We start from the raw sequence: 14963 nt of genomic DNA on the forward strand, positions 1-14963 counted from the left end.
TGGATTTAGAATTGTTAAAAAAAGGTTAAATAAAAAAGGCGACATAGAAATGCCGCCTTTGATTTGAGTTTAGTTGTTTACTTGTATTTCTACAATTCGATCTCACCAAGATCGGTAGTTGCGTTAGGTTCTACTTCAACATCGGTAATGGTGAATACTGAAATCCCGGCATCAGCTTCTGGAGTTACAACAAGATCATAAGTTCCTGCTGGCACACCATTCAATGAGAAATTACCTTCAGAATCGGTATAGGCCGAAATATTCACTCCTTCACCGGTAAGGCTTACCGTATGCTGAATATTGGTTTCCAATCCAACCGGATCGATCACCGTTCCAACTACCACTCCTGCATTGGCTTCAGCATTCACCCTGATTACAGGCTTAAGGATATAACCTCCGTTTCCGGTAGTTACAATAGATTCATCCACATCAAAATCAAGAATATAGGCATAGTTTTCACCAGCTTCAAAATCCTGGTTGATCTTTAGTTTCAAACCAGATTGCTGTGCGCTAGGAGTGTTCAATGGTTTTTTCTCACCATTCACGGTTACCGAGTTCTCTGTTCCAAGGATGAGTCTCATTTCGCTAACGTAACCTGCAGAAACTTCAGTATCTGCAAGCATTTGGGTCACACCACCGGTTAACGTTAGCAAATCATAAACTCCGGTTTGAACATTTTCCAGGCTTACCCAGCCATCACCTTCAACTTCTCCTTCTACCTCGCCTTCGGTTACGCCTTCAATTTTGATTTGAACATCCTGCACATCCACATGAACAGCATCATAATCTCCTGGAGCATCGGTCATCCTAACAGTTAAACTGGCTGTACCTTCACCTGTGCCGTTGGAATCATCATCACTACAACTCATAAAAGTAAATGAAACGATTGCAGCCATGAACAGGCCTTTTAATGTTAGATCTTTAAAATAATTCATAAGTAGATTTTATAGGTTTTGGAAGGGATAACGGCAAGATGCATGCAAGAATTTTTTCATGCAGGTGTTTTTAACGTATTTTAACGCAACTTAACCAGGGTTTAATGAAATAAAAACCTGTTGAAATCCTTATCATTTTAAAAAGAAAACCATGTTAACAGCTTTAATTACAGGAGCTACCAGCGGAATTGGCAAGGCAACCGCCCTTAAGTTCGCGAGCGAGGGTATGAACTTGATCTTATGCGGAAGAAGAACCAACAGGCTGGAGCAGCTACGTCAACAATTATCTGTGGAAACTGAGGTACAAATCCTCACTTTTGATGTAAGAAACCGCAGTGAAGTAAATGAAAGTTTGAATTCACTTCCGGAAGACTTCCGTAAAATTAATATTCTGATTAATAATGCCGGAAATGCTCATGGCCTGGATCCAATCCAGCAAGGGAATGTGGAGGACTGGGATGCGATGATCGATATCAATGTAAAAGGATTGTTATATGTTAGCAAAGCTGTGATCCCAGGAATGATAGAACGAAAATCAGGACACATCATCAATATCGGTTCAACCGCAGGGAAGGAAGTCTATCCAAACGGAAATGTATATTGCGCGAGCAAGCATGCGGTAGATGCGATCAACCAGGGAATGCGCATCGACCTTAACGGAACGGGTATAAGGGTTGGAGCGGTGAATCCCGGCCTCACACAAACCGAATTCAGCGATGTGCGATTCAAGGGCGATACCAAAAAAGCCGAAAAGGTCTACCAGGGTTTCAATGCCCTTCAGCCAGAAGATATCGCCGATATAATTTATTTTGTGGTTACCAGACCATATCATGTAAATATTGCCGACCTTGTAGTGATGCCAACCGCCCAGGCGTCGAGCACGATCGTTCATAAGAATTGATTATTTTTTATTCTTATTATTTATTCAGGCATGGCTCATTACCAAAATTTTGAAGAACTGGAGATCTACAAATTAGCAAGAGCTCAATGCATGAGCATTTGGAAATTGATCAATTCAACCGAGCTAGCAAAAGATTACAGATTAAAAGACCAAATTAATGGCTCTTCAGGCTCCGTAATGGATAATATAGCAGAAGGTTTCGGAAGGGGAGGCAACAAAGAATTCATCCAGTTTTTGAGTTTTGCCCGTGGTTCTAATCATGAAACAAAAGCACAGCTTCAGAGAGCTTTGGACAGAAATTATATATCCCAGACTGAATATCTGGAACTAACGGAAAAGTCTGAAATTCTCAATGAACAAATCTCTAGATTCATCAACTATTTAAGATCCTCTGAAAGAAAAGGATCTAAATATGACTAAAAATTAAACCAATAGAAAATAGAAAATAAATAATAGTAATAGCCAATAGAAAATCCATGATCAACAAACGCCTGCTTATCAAGAACCTGCTCGCTCATAACGACGAGAACAGTTTCTATGATAAAAAACGGCAGTTGAATATTGGCGAACGCGAGGGCAAGGCTAAATTCTTAAAACATATCTGCGCACTTTCCAATTCCAATCCCGAGAACAATTCATATATCGTGATAGGCGTGGAAGATGAGGATAACCAAATTACCGGGATCGATTTCTTCGATGATAGTAAGATCCAGAACCTGGTGAATGCCTATTTGACGAATCCACCTATCATTTCTTATGAAAACATTCCTTTTCCACATCTACCGGACCATCTGGTGGTGGGCCTGGTAACCATTAGACCCAATCATGGAAAGATCTGTTCCTTTAGAAAAAATATCTGGAAATATTATGGAGGTTCGGTTTTTTTCAGGGATGGAAGCATTAGCATGCCAAAGGTATTCGACATCGAGATCCAGGATGTTAACTCGGGCATCGTAGCCTCGATCGAAAATCATTCGCACAACAATATTGAACACACCCTGGACGGCGTTTTCGATTTTATGAAAAAAAGAAGGGATTACAATCCTACCTATAAGGTTTTTAAGGAGTATTTCGTGGTTTGCTGGGCAGGAAAGGAAAAGAAAATCAGGAATGAAACCTATTACTCCAGGGTAGACATTGAACTCATCAATGAACAGGTCAAGTTGTTTTATTCAGATCTTGACGAGGTAAGCATTAAGGTGGACAAGGATAATTTCAGTATCCTGGAATATGTTCACCTGGGATTTCATGACCAGTTCAAATATTACCCACTTGAGGAGGTAACCATCCGGTTTAAGGACAATGCGGGATATGATATCGACAGCAATTTATTGTTTGAACCACCTCGATTCGATAAAAAGACCCTTTTTCATATCTACAATACCAACCTCGCGCTTATACAGAAATTAAAAAACGGGCATGAGCTTACCGAAAGTCAAAAGAAAGATCTCAAAAACCTGCCGTCAACATTTTTATTATGTTATTTGAATAATTTTAATGAGGCTTTAACCGAACTCGAAGAAGCCAAACCTTATCTTAAGGCCTACAGCAAGGAAATTTACCAGTCATACAAAGAAAGTATGCGAATTTTAAGAAAGGTAAAATATAACTAATATGGCGAGGAAATTAGTAATTGGAGATCTTCATGGCGGGCTTAAGGCACTTGTTCAGCTATTGGAAAGATTAGATCTCACTCCAAATGATAAACTGGTCTTTTTAGGTGATTATGTAGATGGCTGGAGTGATTCGGCAAATACCGTGAGTTACCTAATAGATTTGGCCAGGCAGAATTCATGCATCTTCCTTCGCGGTAATCATGACGACCTGGCCCATCGCTGGCTCGAAAGTGGTGAAATGAACCAGAAATGGCTGGAACATGGGGGGCAGTCCAGTCTCGATGCCTATCGTAGATTAAACAAAAAGGAAAAGAAAGCTCACATTGAGTTCTACAGAGATATGTTCAATTATTATAAAGACGAGGATAACCGGCTTTTTGTTCATGCTGGTTTTACCAATCTTCATGGACCGGAACAGGAATATCACAGCACTGCTTTTTACTGGGATCGAACCCTTTGGGAAATGGCCCTGGCCATGAACCATGAACTGGAACCGGGTCATCATTCGTATCCAAGAAGATTAGGTCATTTCAAGGAAATCTATATTGGGCACACCCCGGTAACCCGTATTGGAGAGACCAAACCTGTTAACAAGGCAAATATCTGGAATGTGGATACCGGCGCAGCCTTTATGGGCCCAATTTCGGCCATCGACGTGGATACCAAGGAAATTTATCAAAGCGATCCGGTGCATACCTTCTACCCTGATGAACAGGGTAGAAATTAGCTTTTAATTATTACGTCTTCTAAAAGACTATTCATATATTTGAAGTTCAATTCCTTTGCGCCGGGTAAAAATTAGATATCCTGGCACGATAATGGAGATTTACCCTACTATAAAGTGACATAGAACATGGCGTTAAGCAATATTAGATTAGAAGTAATGAATACGGTCGAAAAATCTGTACAGGGATTTATCGACAAATATCTGATTCCCGTTGAAGAGATCTGGCAACCAACCGATCTTCTCCCCAACCTTCAGCAAGAGGAAGGATTTGAGCAGGTCCACCAGATCAGGGAAGAAGCCAAGGAATTAGGCTATGATTTCTGGGTAGTGCTGGTCGCCGACATGGTAACCGAAGAAGCACTTCCAACATATGAGTCCTGGTTAATGGACATGGAAGGTGTTGAGCAACATGGTAAGAGCCGTGGAGAACAGAACAGCTGGGCAAAATGGGTACGCCACTGGACCGGTGAGGAAAACAGGCATGGTGACACGCTCAATAAGTATCTATACCTCTCCGGAAGGGTGAATATGAAAGAGATCGAAAAAACGACTCAGCACCTAATAAATGACGGTTTTGACATTGGTACCGGAAGAGATCCTTACAGAAACTTCGTTTATACCAGTTTCCAGGAACTGGCCACCAATATCTCTCATAAACGAGTTGGGCAACTTGCCAAGAAGAAAGGAAATAAGATGCTGGCTAAAATGTGTAATATTATCGCCGGTGACGAGATGAGACACTATATGGCTTACCGCGAATTCGTAAAGACCATTTTCGAACACGATCCAAGCGAGATGATGCTGGCTTTCCAGGATATGATGAAGAAAAAGATCGTGATGCCTGCGCAGTTCATCCGCGAATCTGGCCAGGGTATCGCAGAAGCCTTCGAAAACTTCTCCAATGCAGCTCAAAGACTGGGCGTTTACACCACTCATGATTATATCGACATCCTTAAAAAGCTGAATGCTTACTGGGAAATCGATAAGATGAGGGAACTTAGCGATGACGCTGAAAAGGCCAGGGATTATTTAATGGCCCTTCCCGATCGTATGACCCGTATAGCCGAGAGAATAGCTGTTCCTCAGGATTCTCATAAATTTAAATGGGTGGAAGCCAACGGAATGGTCTAATCCCACTAAAGGAAAAACCAATATAAACCCTGCCTGATTTAGCAGGGTTTTTTATGAACTACATACAAAACCAAATCATGAAAAAAAGCCTTAGCCTAATTGCTATATTATTTTTGGTACTTTCAGGTTATGCCCAGACTTCGGAAAGACAGAACGAGATCAAACTCAATATCGCCAATACCATCGCAATCGCTTCGGTGGAATTTGGCTACGAACGCTTCCTGGACGAGCATCAATCCCTGGAAGGCGTTATACTTATCAACGATAGGATGAGCTATCGATCTGAAAAAGACTCGAGGGAATTCAAAACCAATAGTTTTAAGCTGGGATATAATTATTACTTCGGAAATGATTACGCCGGTTCGGGATTATATGTAAATCCCTTTTTGAAATATCGAAGCGGAGAATTTATTGAGGAAGATCCTATTGAGGACGGTAGTTCCCTCCGGATCACCGATATGGATTCTTTTATCATTGGCCTGGGTTCGGGGTATAAATGGAATTTCAACAACACCTTCGTACTTGGCCCATTTGTCAATATTGGCAGGAATTTCAGTGAAGAGGTAAAAGACCGATTTTCAGCCATTGAATTCAATGCCGGCTTTCATGTAGGATACCGATTTTAAAATTACATTTTCAAGCATAAAAAAAACCTGCCATGTTCTGGCAGGTTTTTTATTTTAAATAAGATCATTTATTAGGATTCCAGGGATTGTCCATCTCTCCAGCGCTTGTAGGTCGCCAGGTCCTTTTCCATCAAATTCAGGCAGAATGCGATTACCGCCGCATCATCCAGGTAACCTATCACAGGAATAAAATCCGGGATCAGGTCTATTGGTGACAGTACGTACAGCAAGGCTGCTCCCGCAGCGGCTATGATATTGAATGGAATATCCCGGTAATTTCCCCCGGCATAATCCTTAACCAGGGAAAATAGCAAAATGGCATCGTCCATATAGCGCTTGAGCTTTCCTTTACTTTCAAATTTGTTCAGGATGCGCTCCTCTTCTTCGATCACCTTTCCTACATCCTCTTTATCAAAGTTCTCGGTGCGTTTTCTGTGTTCCTCTTTTATTTCTTCTTCTGAAATATGACTCATTCCAATTCTGATTTTTCAATAAGGCCGAAAATAAAGATTAATTGAACCGAAGCCAAGTTTAAGCAACCAATTTAAGTTGGATTTAACTTTGAATTTTTCAGCAGCTTTGACTTTTGATCATAAAAAACCCCGGGCGAAGCCGGGGTATGAATTACACTTAAGAAACTAAACTACAAATCAAATTTGATCCCCTGGGCCAGAGGTAATTCGGTAGTATAATTGATCGTATTTGTTTGTCTTCTCATATAGATCTTCCAGGCATCCGATCCGCTTTCGCGACCTCCGCCGGTTTCTTTTTCTCCTCCAAAGGCTCCGCCGATCTCGGCTCCGGAAGTCCCGATATTCACATTGGCAATTCCGCAATCTGAACCTTCAGCCGAAAGGAATCTTTCAGCCTCTCTCAAATTGTTGGTCATGATCGCTGAAGACAGTCCCTGCCTCACACCGTTCTGTATATCGATCGCGTTTCCAACATCGCCTTTATATTTCAGCAGGTATAATACAGGAGCGAAAGTCTCATGCTGTACGATCTCGAAGTGATTTTCAGCTTCTGCGATCGCAGGTTTTACATAGCATCCGCTTTCGTAGCCTTCACCTTCAAGCACGCCGCCTTCTACAAGCACTTTTCCGCCTTCTTCTACCACCTTATCCAAAGCAGCCTGGTAATTCTTCACCGCGTCCTTATCGATAAGCGGACCAACATGGTTATTTTCATCCAGCGGGTTCCCGATTCTGATCTGCTTATAAGCGTTCACGATCGCATCCTTCACCTTGTCGTATACATCTTCGTGAACGATTAGTCTTCTTGTTGAAGTACAACGCTGACCGCAGGTTCCAACCGCTCCAAATACAGCACCTATAACGGTATTCTTGATATTGGCATCGGGAGTTACAATAATGGCGTTATTTCCACCCAATTCAAGCAGCGACTTTCCCAGTCTTGCCGCTACAGCCTGGGCAACGATCTTGCCCATTCTAATGGAACCGGTAGCCGAAATAAGCGGTACACGTTCATCCTTGGTCATCATCTCACCAACTCTGTAATCCCCGGTGATCAGACTGGAAACGCCGGCTGGCACGTTATTTTCCGCAAAGATCCTGGCCGCAATATTCTGGCAGGCAACAGAGGTCAATGGAGTCTTTTCGGATCCCTTCCAGATACAGGCATCGCCACAAACCCAGGCAAGAGCCGTGTTCCATGACCAAACCGCAACCGGGAAGTTAAAGGCCGAAATGATCCCAACCACACCAAGTGGATGATACTGTTCATACATTCTGTGGCCCGGTCGCTCACTGTGCATGGTTAGCCCATATAGCTGCCTTGAAAGTCCAACCGCAAAATCACAGATATCGATCATTTCCTGAACCTCACCGAGTCCTTCCTGGTAGGATTTTCCCATTTCATAGGAAACCAGTTTTCCAAGCGGCTCCTTCAGTCTTCTTAATTCGTCGTTGAACTGCCGTACCACTTCACCTCGTTGAGGAGCGGTCCAGGTTCTCCATTCCTTAAAGCCTTTTTCGGCCGTGGTGATCACCTTTTCATAATCCTGCTTGGTGGTAGCTTTTACTTTTCCTATCAGCTCTCCATCTACAGGCGAATATGATTCTATGATATCTCCGGTACTGAACCAGTCGGTTCCGGTGGAAGTTCCGTTATTGCTGTCGTTTAAACCTAAATCTTTCAGGGCTTGTTTGATCCCGAATTCTTCAGCGATTTTGCTCATTAATTTGTGTTTTTATCGATTATTTTGTGTAGTTGTAGCGAAAATACTAAAAATAAACCGCTATTCCTCGGCAGCCGTAAAGCGCTCATCTACTGGCATCACCTGGCCACAATTATTGCAGGTTCTCAATTCCTTGCTGCTGTAGAATTTCTTAAAATGCTTTAAAAAATCGGTTTCTATATCCCTTAGGGGAAAGTAAACCTCGTGTAATTTATGATTGCAGTTATCACAGAACCACATCAGGCCGTCCTTGCCTTCTTTATTCGGCCGCTTTCGTTCCACCACCAGTCCAATTGAGCCATCATGCCTAACCGGAGAATGCGGAACCTTGGCCGGATGCAAATACATATCTCCAGGCCCCAGTTTCATGGTTTTCTTTTGTCCATCCTCCTGTATATGCACTTCTATATTTCCTTCCAGCTGATAAAAAAGCTCTTCGGTTTCATTATAATGATAATCCTTTCGGGCGTTCGGCCCGGCTACTATCATCACGATATAATCACCAGATTCCCTGTACAGATTTCGATTCCCCACAGGCGGTTTCAGGGATTCCCGGTTCTGGTCTATCCACTTATTTAAATTGAATGGTTCGTTAACGGCCATATTTTCTATTTTTCCTAAAATTAATCATTCCTCCTTACAAAATTCTAAAACCCATATTAAATTGGGCGCCTGCCCTGCACCGCGCTATTCGCTCCAAGTCCTCGTCCAGCCTGTTGGCGAGACTCCGGGCTTTTCGCTGCTATCGCTGGCGCGCTTTCTATAAAAAGAATTGTCTTTTATAGAATATGCTCCAATTTTTAGTATTTTCAGGGCAAATATTCCCAAAAACATGAAAAAACTATTATTCCTATTCAGTTTAAGCTTTTTAATAGCCTGTAATGATCAAAATACCCAGGTTTCCGAAGGCAATGACACAGCCAGCAAAACGGAAAAGGATACCGTTCAAAATTTCGGGATCGTCATCCACGGCGGTGCCGGTACCATCCTTAAAGAAAATATGAGCGATTCGCTGGAGCAGGCTTATAAAGCCAAGCTGGAAGAGGCCATTCGTACCGGTCACGAGATCCTTGCCAATGGCGGAACGGCGATAGAAGCAGTACAACGAACCATCAACGTGATGGAAGACAGCCCGCTTTTCAATTCAGCAAAAGGAGCCGTATTTACCAACGAAGGCAAAAATGAACTGGATGCTTCTATTATGGATGGAGAAACCCTGAATGCAGGCGCTGTTGCCGGGGTGACAAATGTGAAAAACCCTATTAACCTGGCTTACGAGGTGATGGTAAATTCAGAACACGTGATGCTTTCTGGCAAGGGCGCCGAGCAGTTTGCCAAGGAGCAGGGACTGGAGATCGTAGATCCTGAATATTTCTATACCGAAAACCGCTACAGATCTATGGAAAGAGCCCGCGAAAGAGAAAAAAACAAAGAGGCAAATAAAACAGCTTTTTACGACCCGTTCATCAAAGATGAAAAATTCGGAACCGTAGGCTGCGCCGCCCTTGATAAGAACGGTAACCTGGCCGCCGGAACCTCAACAGGTGGAATGACTAATAAAAAATATAACAGAATTGGCGATGCACCAATAATTGGTGCCGGAACCTATGCCAATAACAAGACCTGTGCAGTTTCCAGTACAGGCTGGGGAGAATATTTCATCCGCGGGGTGGTTGCCTATGATATTTCGGCGTTGATGGAATATAAAGGCCTAAGCCTGGAAGAAGCGGCAAAAGAAGTGATACAGAATAAACAGCCAGAATTAGGTGGAAATGGCGGTATCGTTGCCATCGACCATGAAGGAAATGTTTCCATGGAATTCAACACCGCCGGCATGTACCGTGCAAAAATGAACAGGGAAGGTGAACTGGAAATCGGGATCTATTCAGAATAAACTATTTTTATTTTTTGCTTCAAAGTCCGCTCATGGCGGACTTTTTTATTTCCCGGGGTTTCGCTAAACACTTCAAAACATCCTTAAGAAGGATTAACAAAATTTTAGTTTTATTGGTTCGGAAGTTACCGAACAAAAAGAATAATTTTGCGGCCTTATGAAGAAAATGGACTGTTGTTCGCCCGAAAAGCAAAAACTGATCGAAGAGGTTGGCTTACACTTCGAGAAGACTCAGAATATGGCGCCACTGGCGGCTCGTATCTATGCCATCATGATACTTTCACCCAGCGATGGCCATACTTTCGAGGAGATCAAGGAGATCACCGCGGCGAGCAAAAGCTCGGTTTCCACGCAGCTCAATTTGCTGATGCAAACCAAAAAGGTAGATTATTTTACCAAACCCGGGGACCGAAAAAGATTTTTCAAAGCCAGCAGGGCTTACCTGAAAAATACCCTCAAGGAATACCTCGAGAATATTTCGGAAGAGATCAAAATGGTGGAAAAGATCATACAGTTCAACGCTACCTATAATTCAGAAAAATTTGAAAAGGACGGTCACATTCCCAAACTGTTCAGGGAATACCTGGCTGCCCAAAAAGAAAACCTGGAAACTACCATTCAGCGAGTTTCGGAATATGAAAATGATTAAGAATTAAAAATTGCTATGAAAAAGAGAACATTTTTTCAATTTCTTATTGCTTTGATCGGCCTCGCTGGAATGGTTTCCTGTAATGAGGGAAATTCCAGTGAACAAAATGCCGCTTCGGGACCGCCTCCAACCTACCCGGTCCTGGAAGTCCCCAGAAGGACCGTAACCGCTTTCAATTCCTATCCGGCGAACATTGAAGGATCGGTAAACAGTGCTGTTCGGGCTAAAGTTTCGGGTTATATTACAGATGTGCTTGTAGAAGAAGGCGAAGAAGTGAAAAAGGGCCAGTTGTTATTTAAGCTGGAAACCGAATCCCTGAACCAGGATGCCGAGGCTGCCAAGGCCAATGTGAATGCGGCCCGGGTGGAAGTTGAAAAACTAAAACCGCTTGTGGAAAAGGACATTATCAGCGAGGTGCAGCTGGAAACGGCCAAAGCTCAGCTGGAACAGGCTAAAAGCAATTATAACAGTATAACCGCCAATATCGGGTATGCCAATATCAAAAGCCCGGTAGATGGTGTGGTAGGAAAAATAAATTTCAGGAAAGGAGCACTGGTGAGTCCCCAGGACCAGATGCCACTTACCCAGGTCTCTTCCATAGAAGAGGTATACGCCATTTTTTCCATGAACGAGAAAGACTTTCTTGATTTTATGAGTGACGCCGAAGGGAAGACCAATTCAGAAAAGATCAGCAATATGCCTCAAGTTAGCCTGGTAATGGCGAACTCTAGAGCATATGAAAAAGAGGGAAAGATCGAAACCATTTCAGGCAACATCGATGAACAAACCGGTACGATATCTTTCCGGGCAAAATTCGAAAATAACGGCCTGCTCCGTAACGGAAGCAGCGGCACCGTAAAGATCCCGAAAACCTATGAGAACGCTGTCGTGGTGCCTAGCCTTTCAACTTATGAAAGACAGGGACAAAGCTTCGTCTATAAGGTAAAGGCAGATACCCTCACCTCCAGCGCCATTCAAATTTTAACCGAGGTGAATAAGCTGTATGTGATCAGGGATGATGATGGGGTTGACGAGGGAGACATCATTCTTGCCCAGGGAACCAGTAAGGTTAGGCCAGGCATGAAGATAAAACCTCAAAGGGTAAGCCTCGATAGTATCACCAATTCATTTGACCAGGTATTCAAATAAGGATCTATGCTTAAGACATTTATAGAACGCCCTGTACTATCTACCGTGATCTCGATCATTATCGTGATCCTTGGTATTCTTGGGCTCACCCAGCTTCCGGTAACACAATATCCCGATATTGCCCCGCCAACCGTACAGGTAAGCGCCACTTACCCTGGGGCCAATGCAGAGACTATCGTGGAAAGTGTGATCATTCCCATCGAGGAAGAGATCAATGGTGTGGAAGGGATGAAATACATGACCTCCAGTGCGAGTAATAATGGTTCCGCCACGATCCAGGTTTTCTTTGAACAGGGATATGATCCCGATATCGCAGCGGTGAACGTTCAAAACCGGGTGGCCAGGGCGAATGCCGTGTTGCCTTCAGAAGTTATTCGCTCCGGGGTTACCACGACAAAAGCCCAGAATTCGGCTTTATTGTATGCCGGGCTTTATTCCACTAATCCCGATTTCGATGACACCTTTCTTCAGAATTACCTTAACATCAATGTAAAGCCAGAACTTCAAAGGATCAACGGAGTTGGAGAGGTCACTGTTTTTGGTGGTAAGGATTACGCGATGAGGATCTGGCTGGATCCCGCAAAAATGGCCAATTATGGCCTGGTACCATCAGATGTTACTGCTGCAATAGGAGAACAAAGCCTGGAAGCCGCAGCAGGAGCTCTCGGCCAGAACGCCGGGGAATCCTTTGAATACGTTTTAACCTATGGCGGTAGGTATAAAACCGTCGAGGAGTATTCCAACGTGATCATTAAAGCCCAGGAAAACGGGGAACTATTGCGTTTAAAAGACGTAGGGACCGTAGAACTGGGAGCTCAATCCTATTCCTCCTTATCCAAATCGAAGGGTTACCCGGCACTGAGTTTCGGGGTATTCCAAACTCCGGGATCCAACGCCCAGGAGATCATTGAAGAGATCTATGTGAGGCTGGACGAAATGAAGAAGGACTTTCCGGAGGGAGTGGAATATATAGTCAATTACGACACCAATAAATTTCTTACGGCTTCCATATCCAAGGTACAAACCACCCTGATCGAAGCCTTCCTCTTAGTATTCCTGGTGGTCTTCGTTTTTCTCCAGGACCTAAAATCAACATTAATTCCAGCCATTGCCGTTCCGGTATCGATCATAGGAACTTTTTTCTTTTTGAACATGCTGGGATATTCTATCAACCTGCTCACGCTTTTCGCGCTTATCCTGGCTATCGGGATCGTGGTAGATGATGCCATCGTGGTGGTGGAAGCCGTGCACGCCAAACTAGAGGGCGGGGAAAAGGATCCTAAAAAAGCTTCGGTTTCGGCCATGAGTGAAATCGCAGGCGCGATCGTTTCGATAACCCTGGTAATGGCAGCGGTTTTTATTCCGATCACCTTTATCCAGGGACCGGCGGGAGTCTTTTATGAGCAATTTGGAGTAACGCTTATCATTGCTATTCTTATTTCGGCAGTGAACGCACTTACACTAAGTCCAGCTCTTTGCGCCATTTTCCTGAAACCCGAAAAGGAGAATAAGAAGAAAAACCTTTTACAAAAATTCTACGCAGCTTTTGATGCTGCTTTTGAAGCTACCCGGGATAAATATGTGTCTTCCCTTGGTTTCCTAACCCGGAATAAATGGCTGAGCTTCGTAATTCTTGGGGTGGCTGCAGGACTTATTTTATGGGCAAATAATCAGATCCCTACTGGCTTTGTCCCAACTGAAGATCGTGGAGTTGTTTTCGTGAACGGAGATCTGCCTCCGGGGTCTTCCCTGGACCGTTCCTTTAAAACCGCCGAATTGCTTTATGACCAGATGCAGGAGGTGGAAGGTGTTAGAACTGCTACCGTAATAGCTGGAAGAAACTTTTTCTCCGGTGCTGGTAGTTCTAATTTTATGGGCTTTATCATCCTGGAAGACTGGGAAAAAAGAGAGACAGAAGCGACCAGCATAGATTCCATCATCGCAAAACTCAATCAGAAATCATCCAGCCTGAGCGACGCCGAGATCATTTATTTCACCCCTCCCTCGGTTCCTGGTTTTGGTAGTGCCGATGGTTTTGAAATGCAATTACTGGACAGGCAGGCCGGCAGCCTGGAAGACCTCGATGAAACGGCGAACAATTTCGTGAATAATCTTATTCAGCAGCCAGAGATCGCTTATGCCTCGAACCCGTTCAGCACTAATTATCCGCAATTGCGAATCGATATCAATACTGCCAAGGCCAAACAGGCCGGCGTGGGAGTAAACGACATACTTTCTGTACTCCAGGGATATATCGGAGGAATTTACACTGCCAACTTCAGCCGATTTGGAAAACAGTATCGCGTTTTTGTTCAGGCCCTGCCAGATGAAAGGATTGAAAAAACAAGCCTGAACAGCATGTACGTAAAAACTTCAGGCGGAGAAATGTCACCCGTTTCCCAATTCGTGACCCTGAACAGGATATACGGCCCACAAAGCATTAACCGATTCAACCTTTTTAACGCGGTGGCGATAAACGGTACCGCAACACCCGGTTATAGCTCAGGTGGGGCAATTGATGCCATTCGAAGAACCGCAGACGAAGTTTTACCGAACGGCTACGATGTGGCTTTTTCCGGGTTAACGCGTGAGGAGATCGCGTCTTCCGGACAGGCGGGGATCATCTTTATGCTCAGCATCGTATTCGTTTATTTTCTGCTGGCTGCTCAATACGAAAGTTACCTGCTGCCATTTTCAGTAATACTGTCGCTGCCGATAGGAGTTTTTGGTGCCTACCTGGCCACCTGGTTAAGCGGACTTCAGAATAATATTTATTTCCAGATCGCCCTGATCATGCTTATTGGGTTGCTGGCCAAAAATGCGATCCTGATCGTGGAATTTGCCAGGCAGCGAAGACATGAAGGATTATCCATCACCGAAGCTGCCATTGACGGAGCTAAGGTACGATTAAGACCAATCTTGATGACCTCCTTCGCATTCATCCTGGGGCTTTTACCGCTTGTACTCGCGAGCGGTGTGGGAGCCGAAGGGAACAGGTCTATTGGTACAGGTGCCGCAGGAGGATTATTGATAGGAACCGTTTTCGGAGTTTTCGTGATCCCGGTTCTTTTCATCATTTTCCAGTGGTTGCAGGAGAAGATCGGTAAAAAACCCGAAAGCGTTCAAAACAATTAATCA

The 14963-nt window shown here is 43.8% G+C and carries 13 protein-coding genes and 1 pseudogene; 10 read left to right on the forward strand and 4 right to left on the reverse strand.

Annotated features, from left to right (window positions below; genetic code table 11):
• Window positions 1–89 precede the first annotated feature (89 nt).
• Window positions 90–935 carry a DUF4382 domain-containing protein gene (locus MKO06_RS04600; protein WP_241549485.1) on the reverse strand — a complete coding sequence of 282 codons (846 nt, stop codon included), beginning with the start codon at window positions 933–935 and terminating at the stop codon, window positions 90–92.
• A 151-nt stretch (window positions 936–1086) separates the two neighbouring features.
• Between MKO06_RS04600 and MKO06_RS04605 the strand changes: the two genes are divergently transcribed.
• The 6 genes from MKO06_RS04605 to MKO06_RS04630 all read left to right on the forward strand — a co-directional run bounded on the left by MKO06_RS04605 (window position 1087) and on the right by MKO06_RS04630 (window position 5936).
• Window positions 1087–1836, forward strand: a complete 750-nt coding sequence (locus MKO06_RS04605) for an SDR family NAD(P)-dependent oxidoreductase (protein ID WP_241549486.1) — start codon at window positions 1087–1089, stop codon at window positions 1834–1836.
• A 30-nt stretch (window positions 1837–1866) separates the two neighbouring features.
• Complete coding sequence (locus MKO06_RS04610) at window positions 1867–2256, forward strand: four helix bundle protein (RefSeq protein ID WP_241549487.1); 390 nt, start codon at window positions 1867–1869, stop codon at window positions 2254–2256.
• Between the two features lie 56 nt (window positions 2257–2312).
• Window positions 2313–3449: an ATP-binding protein gene (locus MKO06_RS04615; protein WP_241549488.1), complete on the forward strand. Its 1137-nt coding sequence runs from the start codon at window positions 2313–2315 to the stop codon at window positions 3447–3449.
• A gap of 1 nt (window position 3450) precedes the next feature.
• Complete coding sequence (locus MKO06_RS04620) at window positions 3451–4179, forward strand: metallophosphoesterase family protein (protein WP_241549489.1); 729 nt, start codon at window positions 3451–3453, stop codon at window positions 4177–4179.
• Window positions 4180–4305: 126 nt separating this feature from the next.
• Window positions 4306–5310 carry an acyl-ACP desaturase gene (locus MKO06_RS04625; RefSeq protein WP_241549490.1) on the forward strand — a complete coding sequence of 335 codons (1005 nt, stop codon included), beginning with the start codon at window positions 4306–4308 and terminating at the stop codon, window positions 5308–5310.
• Between the two features lie 77 nt (window positions 5311–5387).
• On the forward strand, window positions 5388–5936 hold the full coding sequence (locus MKO06_RS04630) for a DUF3575 domain-containing protein (RefSeq protein WP_241549491.1): 549 nt from the start codon (window positions 5388–5390) through the stop codon (window positions 5934–5936).
• A 149-nt stretch (window positions 5937–6085) separates the two neighbouring features.
• Here MKO06_RS04630 and MKO06_RS17155 read toward each other — a convergent pair.
• The 3 genes and pseudogenes from MKO06_RS17155 to MKO06_RS04645 form a co-directional block, all read right to left on the reverse strand.
• Window positions 6086–6190, reverse strand: a pseudogene (locus tag MKO06_RS17155) (YkvA family protein); the annotation flags it as partial.
• Between the two features lie 389 nt (window positions 6191–6579).
• Window positions 6580–8133, reverse strand: coding sequence for an L-piperidine-6-carboxylate dehydrogenase (gene amaB / locus MKO06_RS04640; protein ID WP_241549492.1), 1554 nt, complete (start codon window positions 8131–8133; stop codon window positions 6580–6582).
• A 60-nt stretch (window positions 8134–8193) separates the two neighbouring features.
• Window positions 8194–8736, reverse strand: a complete 543-nt coding sequence (locus tag MKO06_RS04645; RefSeq protein ID WP_241549493.1) for a 3-hydroxyanthranilate 3,4-dioxygenase — start codon at window positions 8734–8736, stop codon at window positions 8194–8196.
• Window positions 8737–8965: 229 nt separating this feature from the next.
• Here MKO06_RS04645 and MKO06_RS04650 point away from each other — a divergent pair, with 229 nt between their 5' ends.
• The 4 genes from MKO06_RS04650 to MKO06_RS04665 all read left to right on the forward strand — a co-directional run bounded on the left by MKO06_RS04650 (window position 8966) and on the right by MKO06_RS04665 (window position 14960).
• Complete coding sequence (locus MKO06_RS04650; RefSeq protein ID WP_241549494.1) at window positions 8966–10027, forward strand: isoaspartyl peptidase/L-asparaginase family protein; 1062 nt, start codon at window positions 8966–8968, stop codon at window positions 10025–10027.
• 157 nt (window positions 10028–10184) lie between these two features.
• The gene (locus MKO06_RS04655; protein WP_241549495.1) at window positions 10185–10676 is read left to right on the forward strand and encodes a GbsR/MarR family transcriptional regulator; all 492 of its coding nucleotides are present in this window, start codon (window positions 10185–10187) and stop codon (window positions 10674–10676) included.
• 15 nt (window positions 10677–10691) lie between these two features.
• Window positions 10692–11825: an efflux RND transporter periplasmic adaptor subunit gene (locus MKO06_RS04660; protein WP_241549496.1), complete on the forward strand. Its 1134-nt coding sequence runs from the start codon at window positions 10692–10694 to the stop codon at window positions 11823–11825.
• Between the two features lie 6 nt (window positions 11826–11831).
• Window positions 11832–14960, forward strand: coding sequence for an efflux RND transporter permease subunit (locus MKO06_RS04665; RefSeq protein ID WP_241549497.1), 3129 nt, complete (start codon window positions 11832–11834; stop codon window positions 14958–14960).
• Window positions 14961–14963: the final 3 nt, after the last annotated feature.

This window comes from Christiangramia oceanisediminis (assembly GCF_022570735.2).
In the GTDB taxonomy this organism is placed as follows: domain Bacteria; phylum Bacteroidota; class Bacteroidia; order Flavobacteriales; family Flavobacteriaceae; genus Christiangramia; species Christiangramia oceanisediminis.

Bases quoted from the DNA above. Each gene is read 5' to 3' on its own strand.
- MKO06_RS04620 (WP_241549489.1), top strand. From the start codon at position 3,451: ATGGCGAGGAAATTAGTAATTGGAGATCTTCATGGCGGGCTTAAGGCA.
- MKO06_RS04655 (WP_241549495.1), top strand. From the start codon at position 10,185: ATGAAGAAAATGGACTGTTGTTCGCCCGAAAAGCAAAAACTGATCGAA.
- amaB (WP_241549492.1), bottom strand. From the start codon at position 8,133: ATGAGCAAAATCGCTGAAGAATTCGGGATCAAACAAGCCCTGAAAGAT.
- MKO06_RS04600 (WP_241549485.1), bottom strand. From the start codon at position 935: ATGAATTATTTTAAAGATCTAACATTAAAAGGCCTGTTCATGGCTGCA.
- MKO06_RS04645 (WP_241549493.1), bottom strand. From the start codon at position 8,736: ATGGCCGTTAACGAACCATTCAATTTAAATAAGTGGATAGACCAGAAC.
- MKO06_RS04660 (WP_241549496.1), top strand. From the start codon at position 10,692: ATGAAAAAGAGAACATTTTTTCAATTTCTTATTGCTTTGATCGGCCTC.
- MKO06_RS04605 (WP_241549486.1), top strand. From the start codon at position 1,087: ATGTTAACAGCTTTAATTACAGGAGCTACCAGCGGAATTGGCAAGGCA.
- MKO06_RS04610 (WP_241549487.1), top strand. From the start codon at position 1,867: ATGGCTCATTACCAAAATTTTGAAGAACTGGAGATCTACAAATTAGCA.
- MKO06_RS04665 (WP_241549497.1), top strand. From the start codon at position 11,832: ATGCTTAAGACATTTATAGAACGCCCTGTACTATCTACCGTGATCTCG.
- MKO06_RS04630 (WP_241549491.1), top strand. From the start codon at position 5,388: ATGAAAAAAAGCCTTAGCCTAATTGCTATATTATTTTTGGTACTTTCA.
- MKO06_RS04625 (WP_241549490.1), top strand. From the start codon at position 4,306: ATGGCGTTAAGCAATATTAGATTAGAAGTAATGAATACGGTCGAAAAA.
- MKO06_RS04615 (WP_241549488.1), top strand. From the start codon at position 2,313: ATGATCAACAAACGCCTGCTTATCAAGAACCTGCTCGCTCATAACGAC.
- MKO06_RS04650 (WP_241549494.1), top strand. From the start codon at position 8,966: ATGAAAAAACTATTATTCCTATTCAGTTTAAGCTTTTTAATAGCCTGT.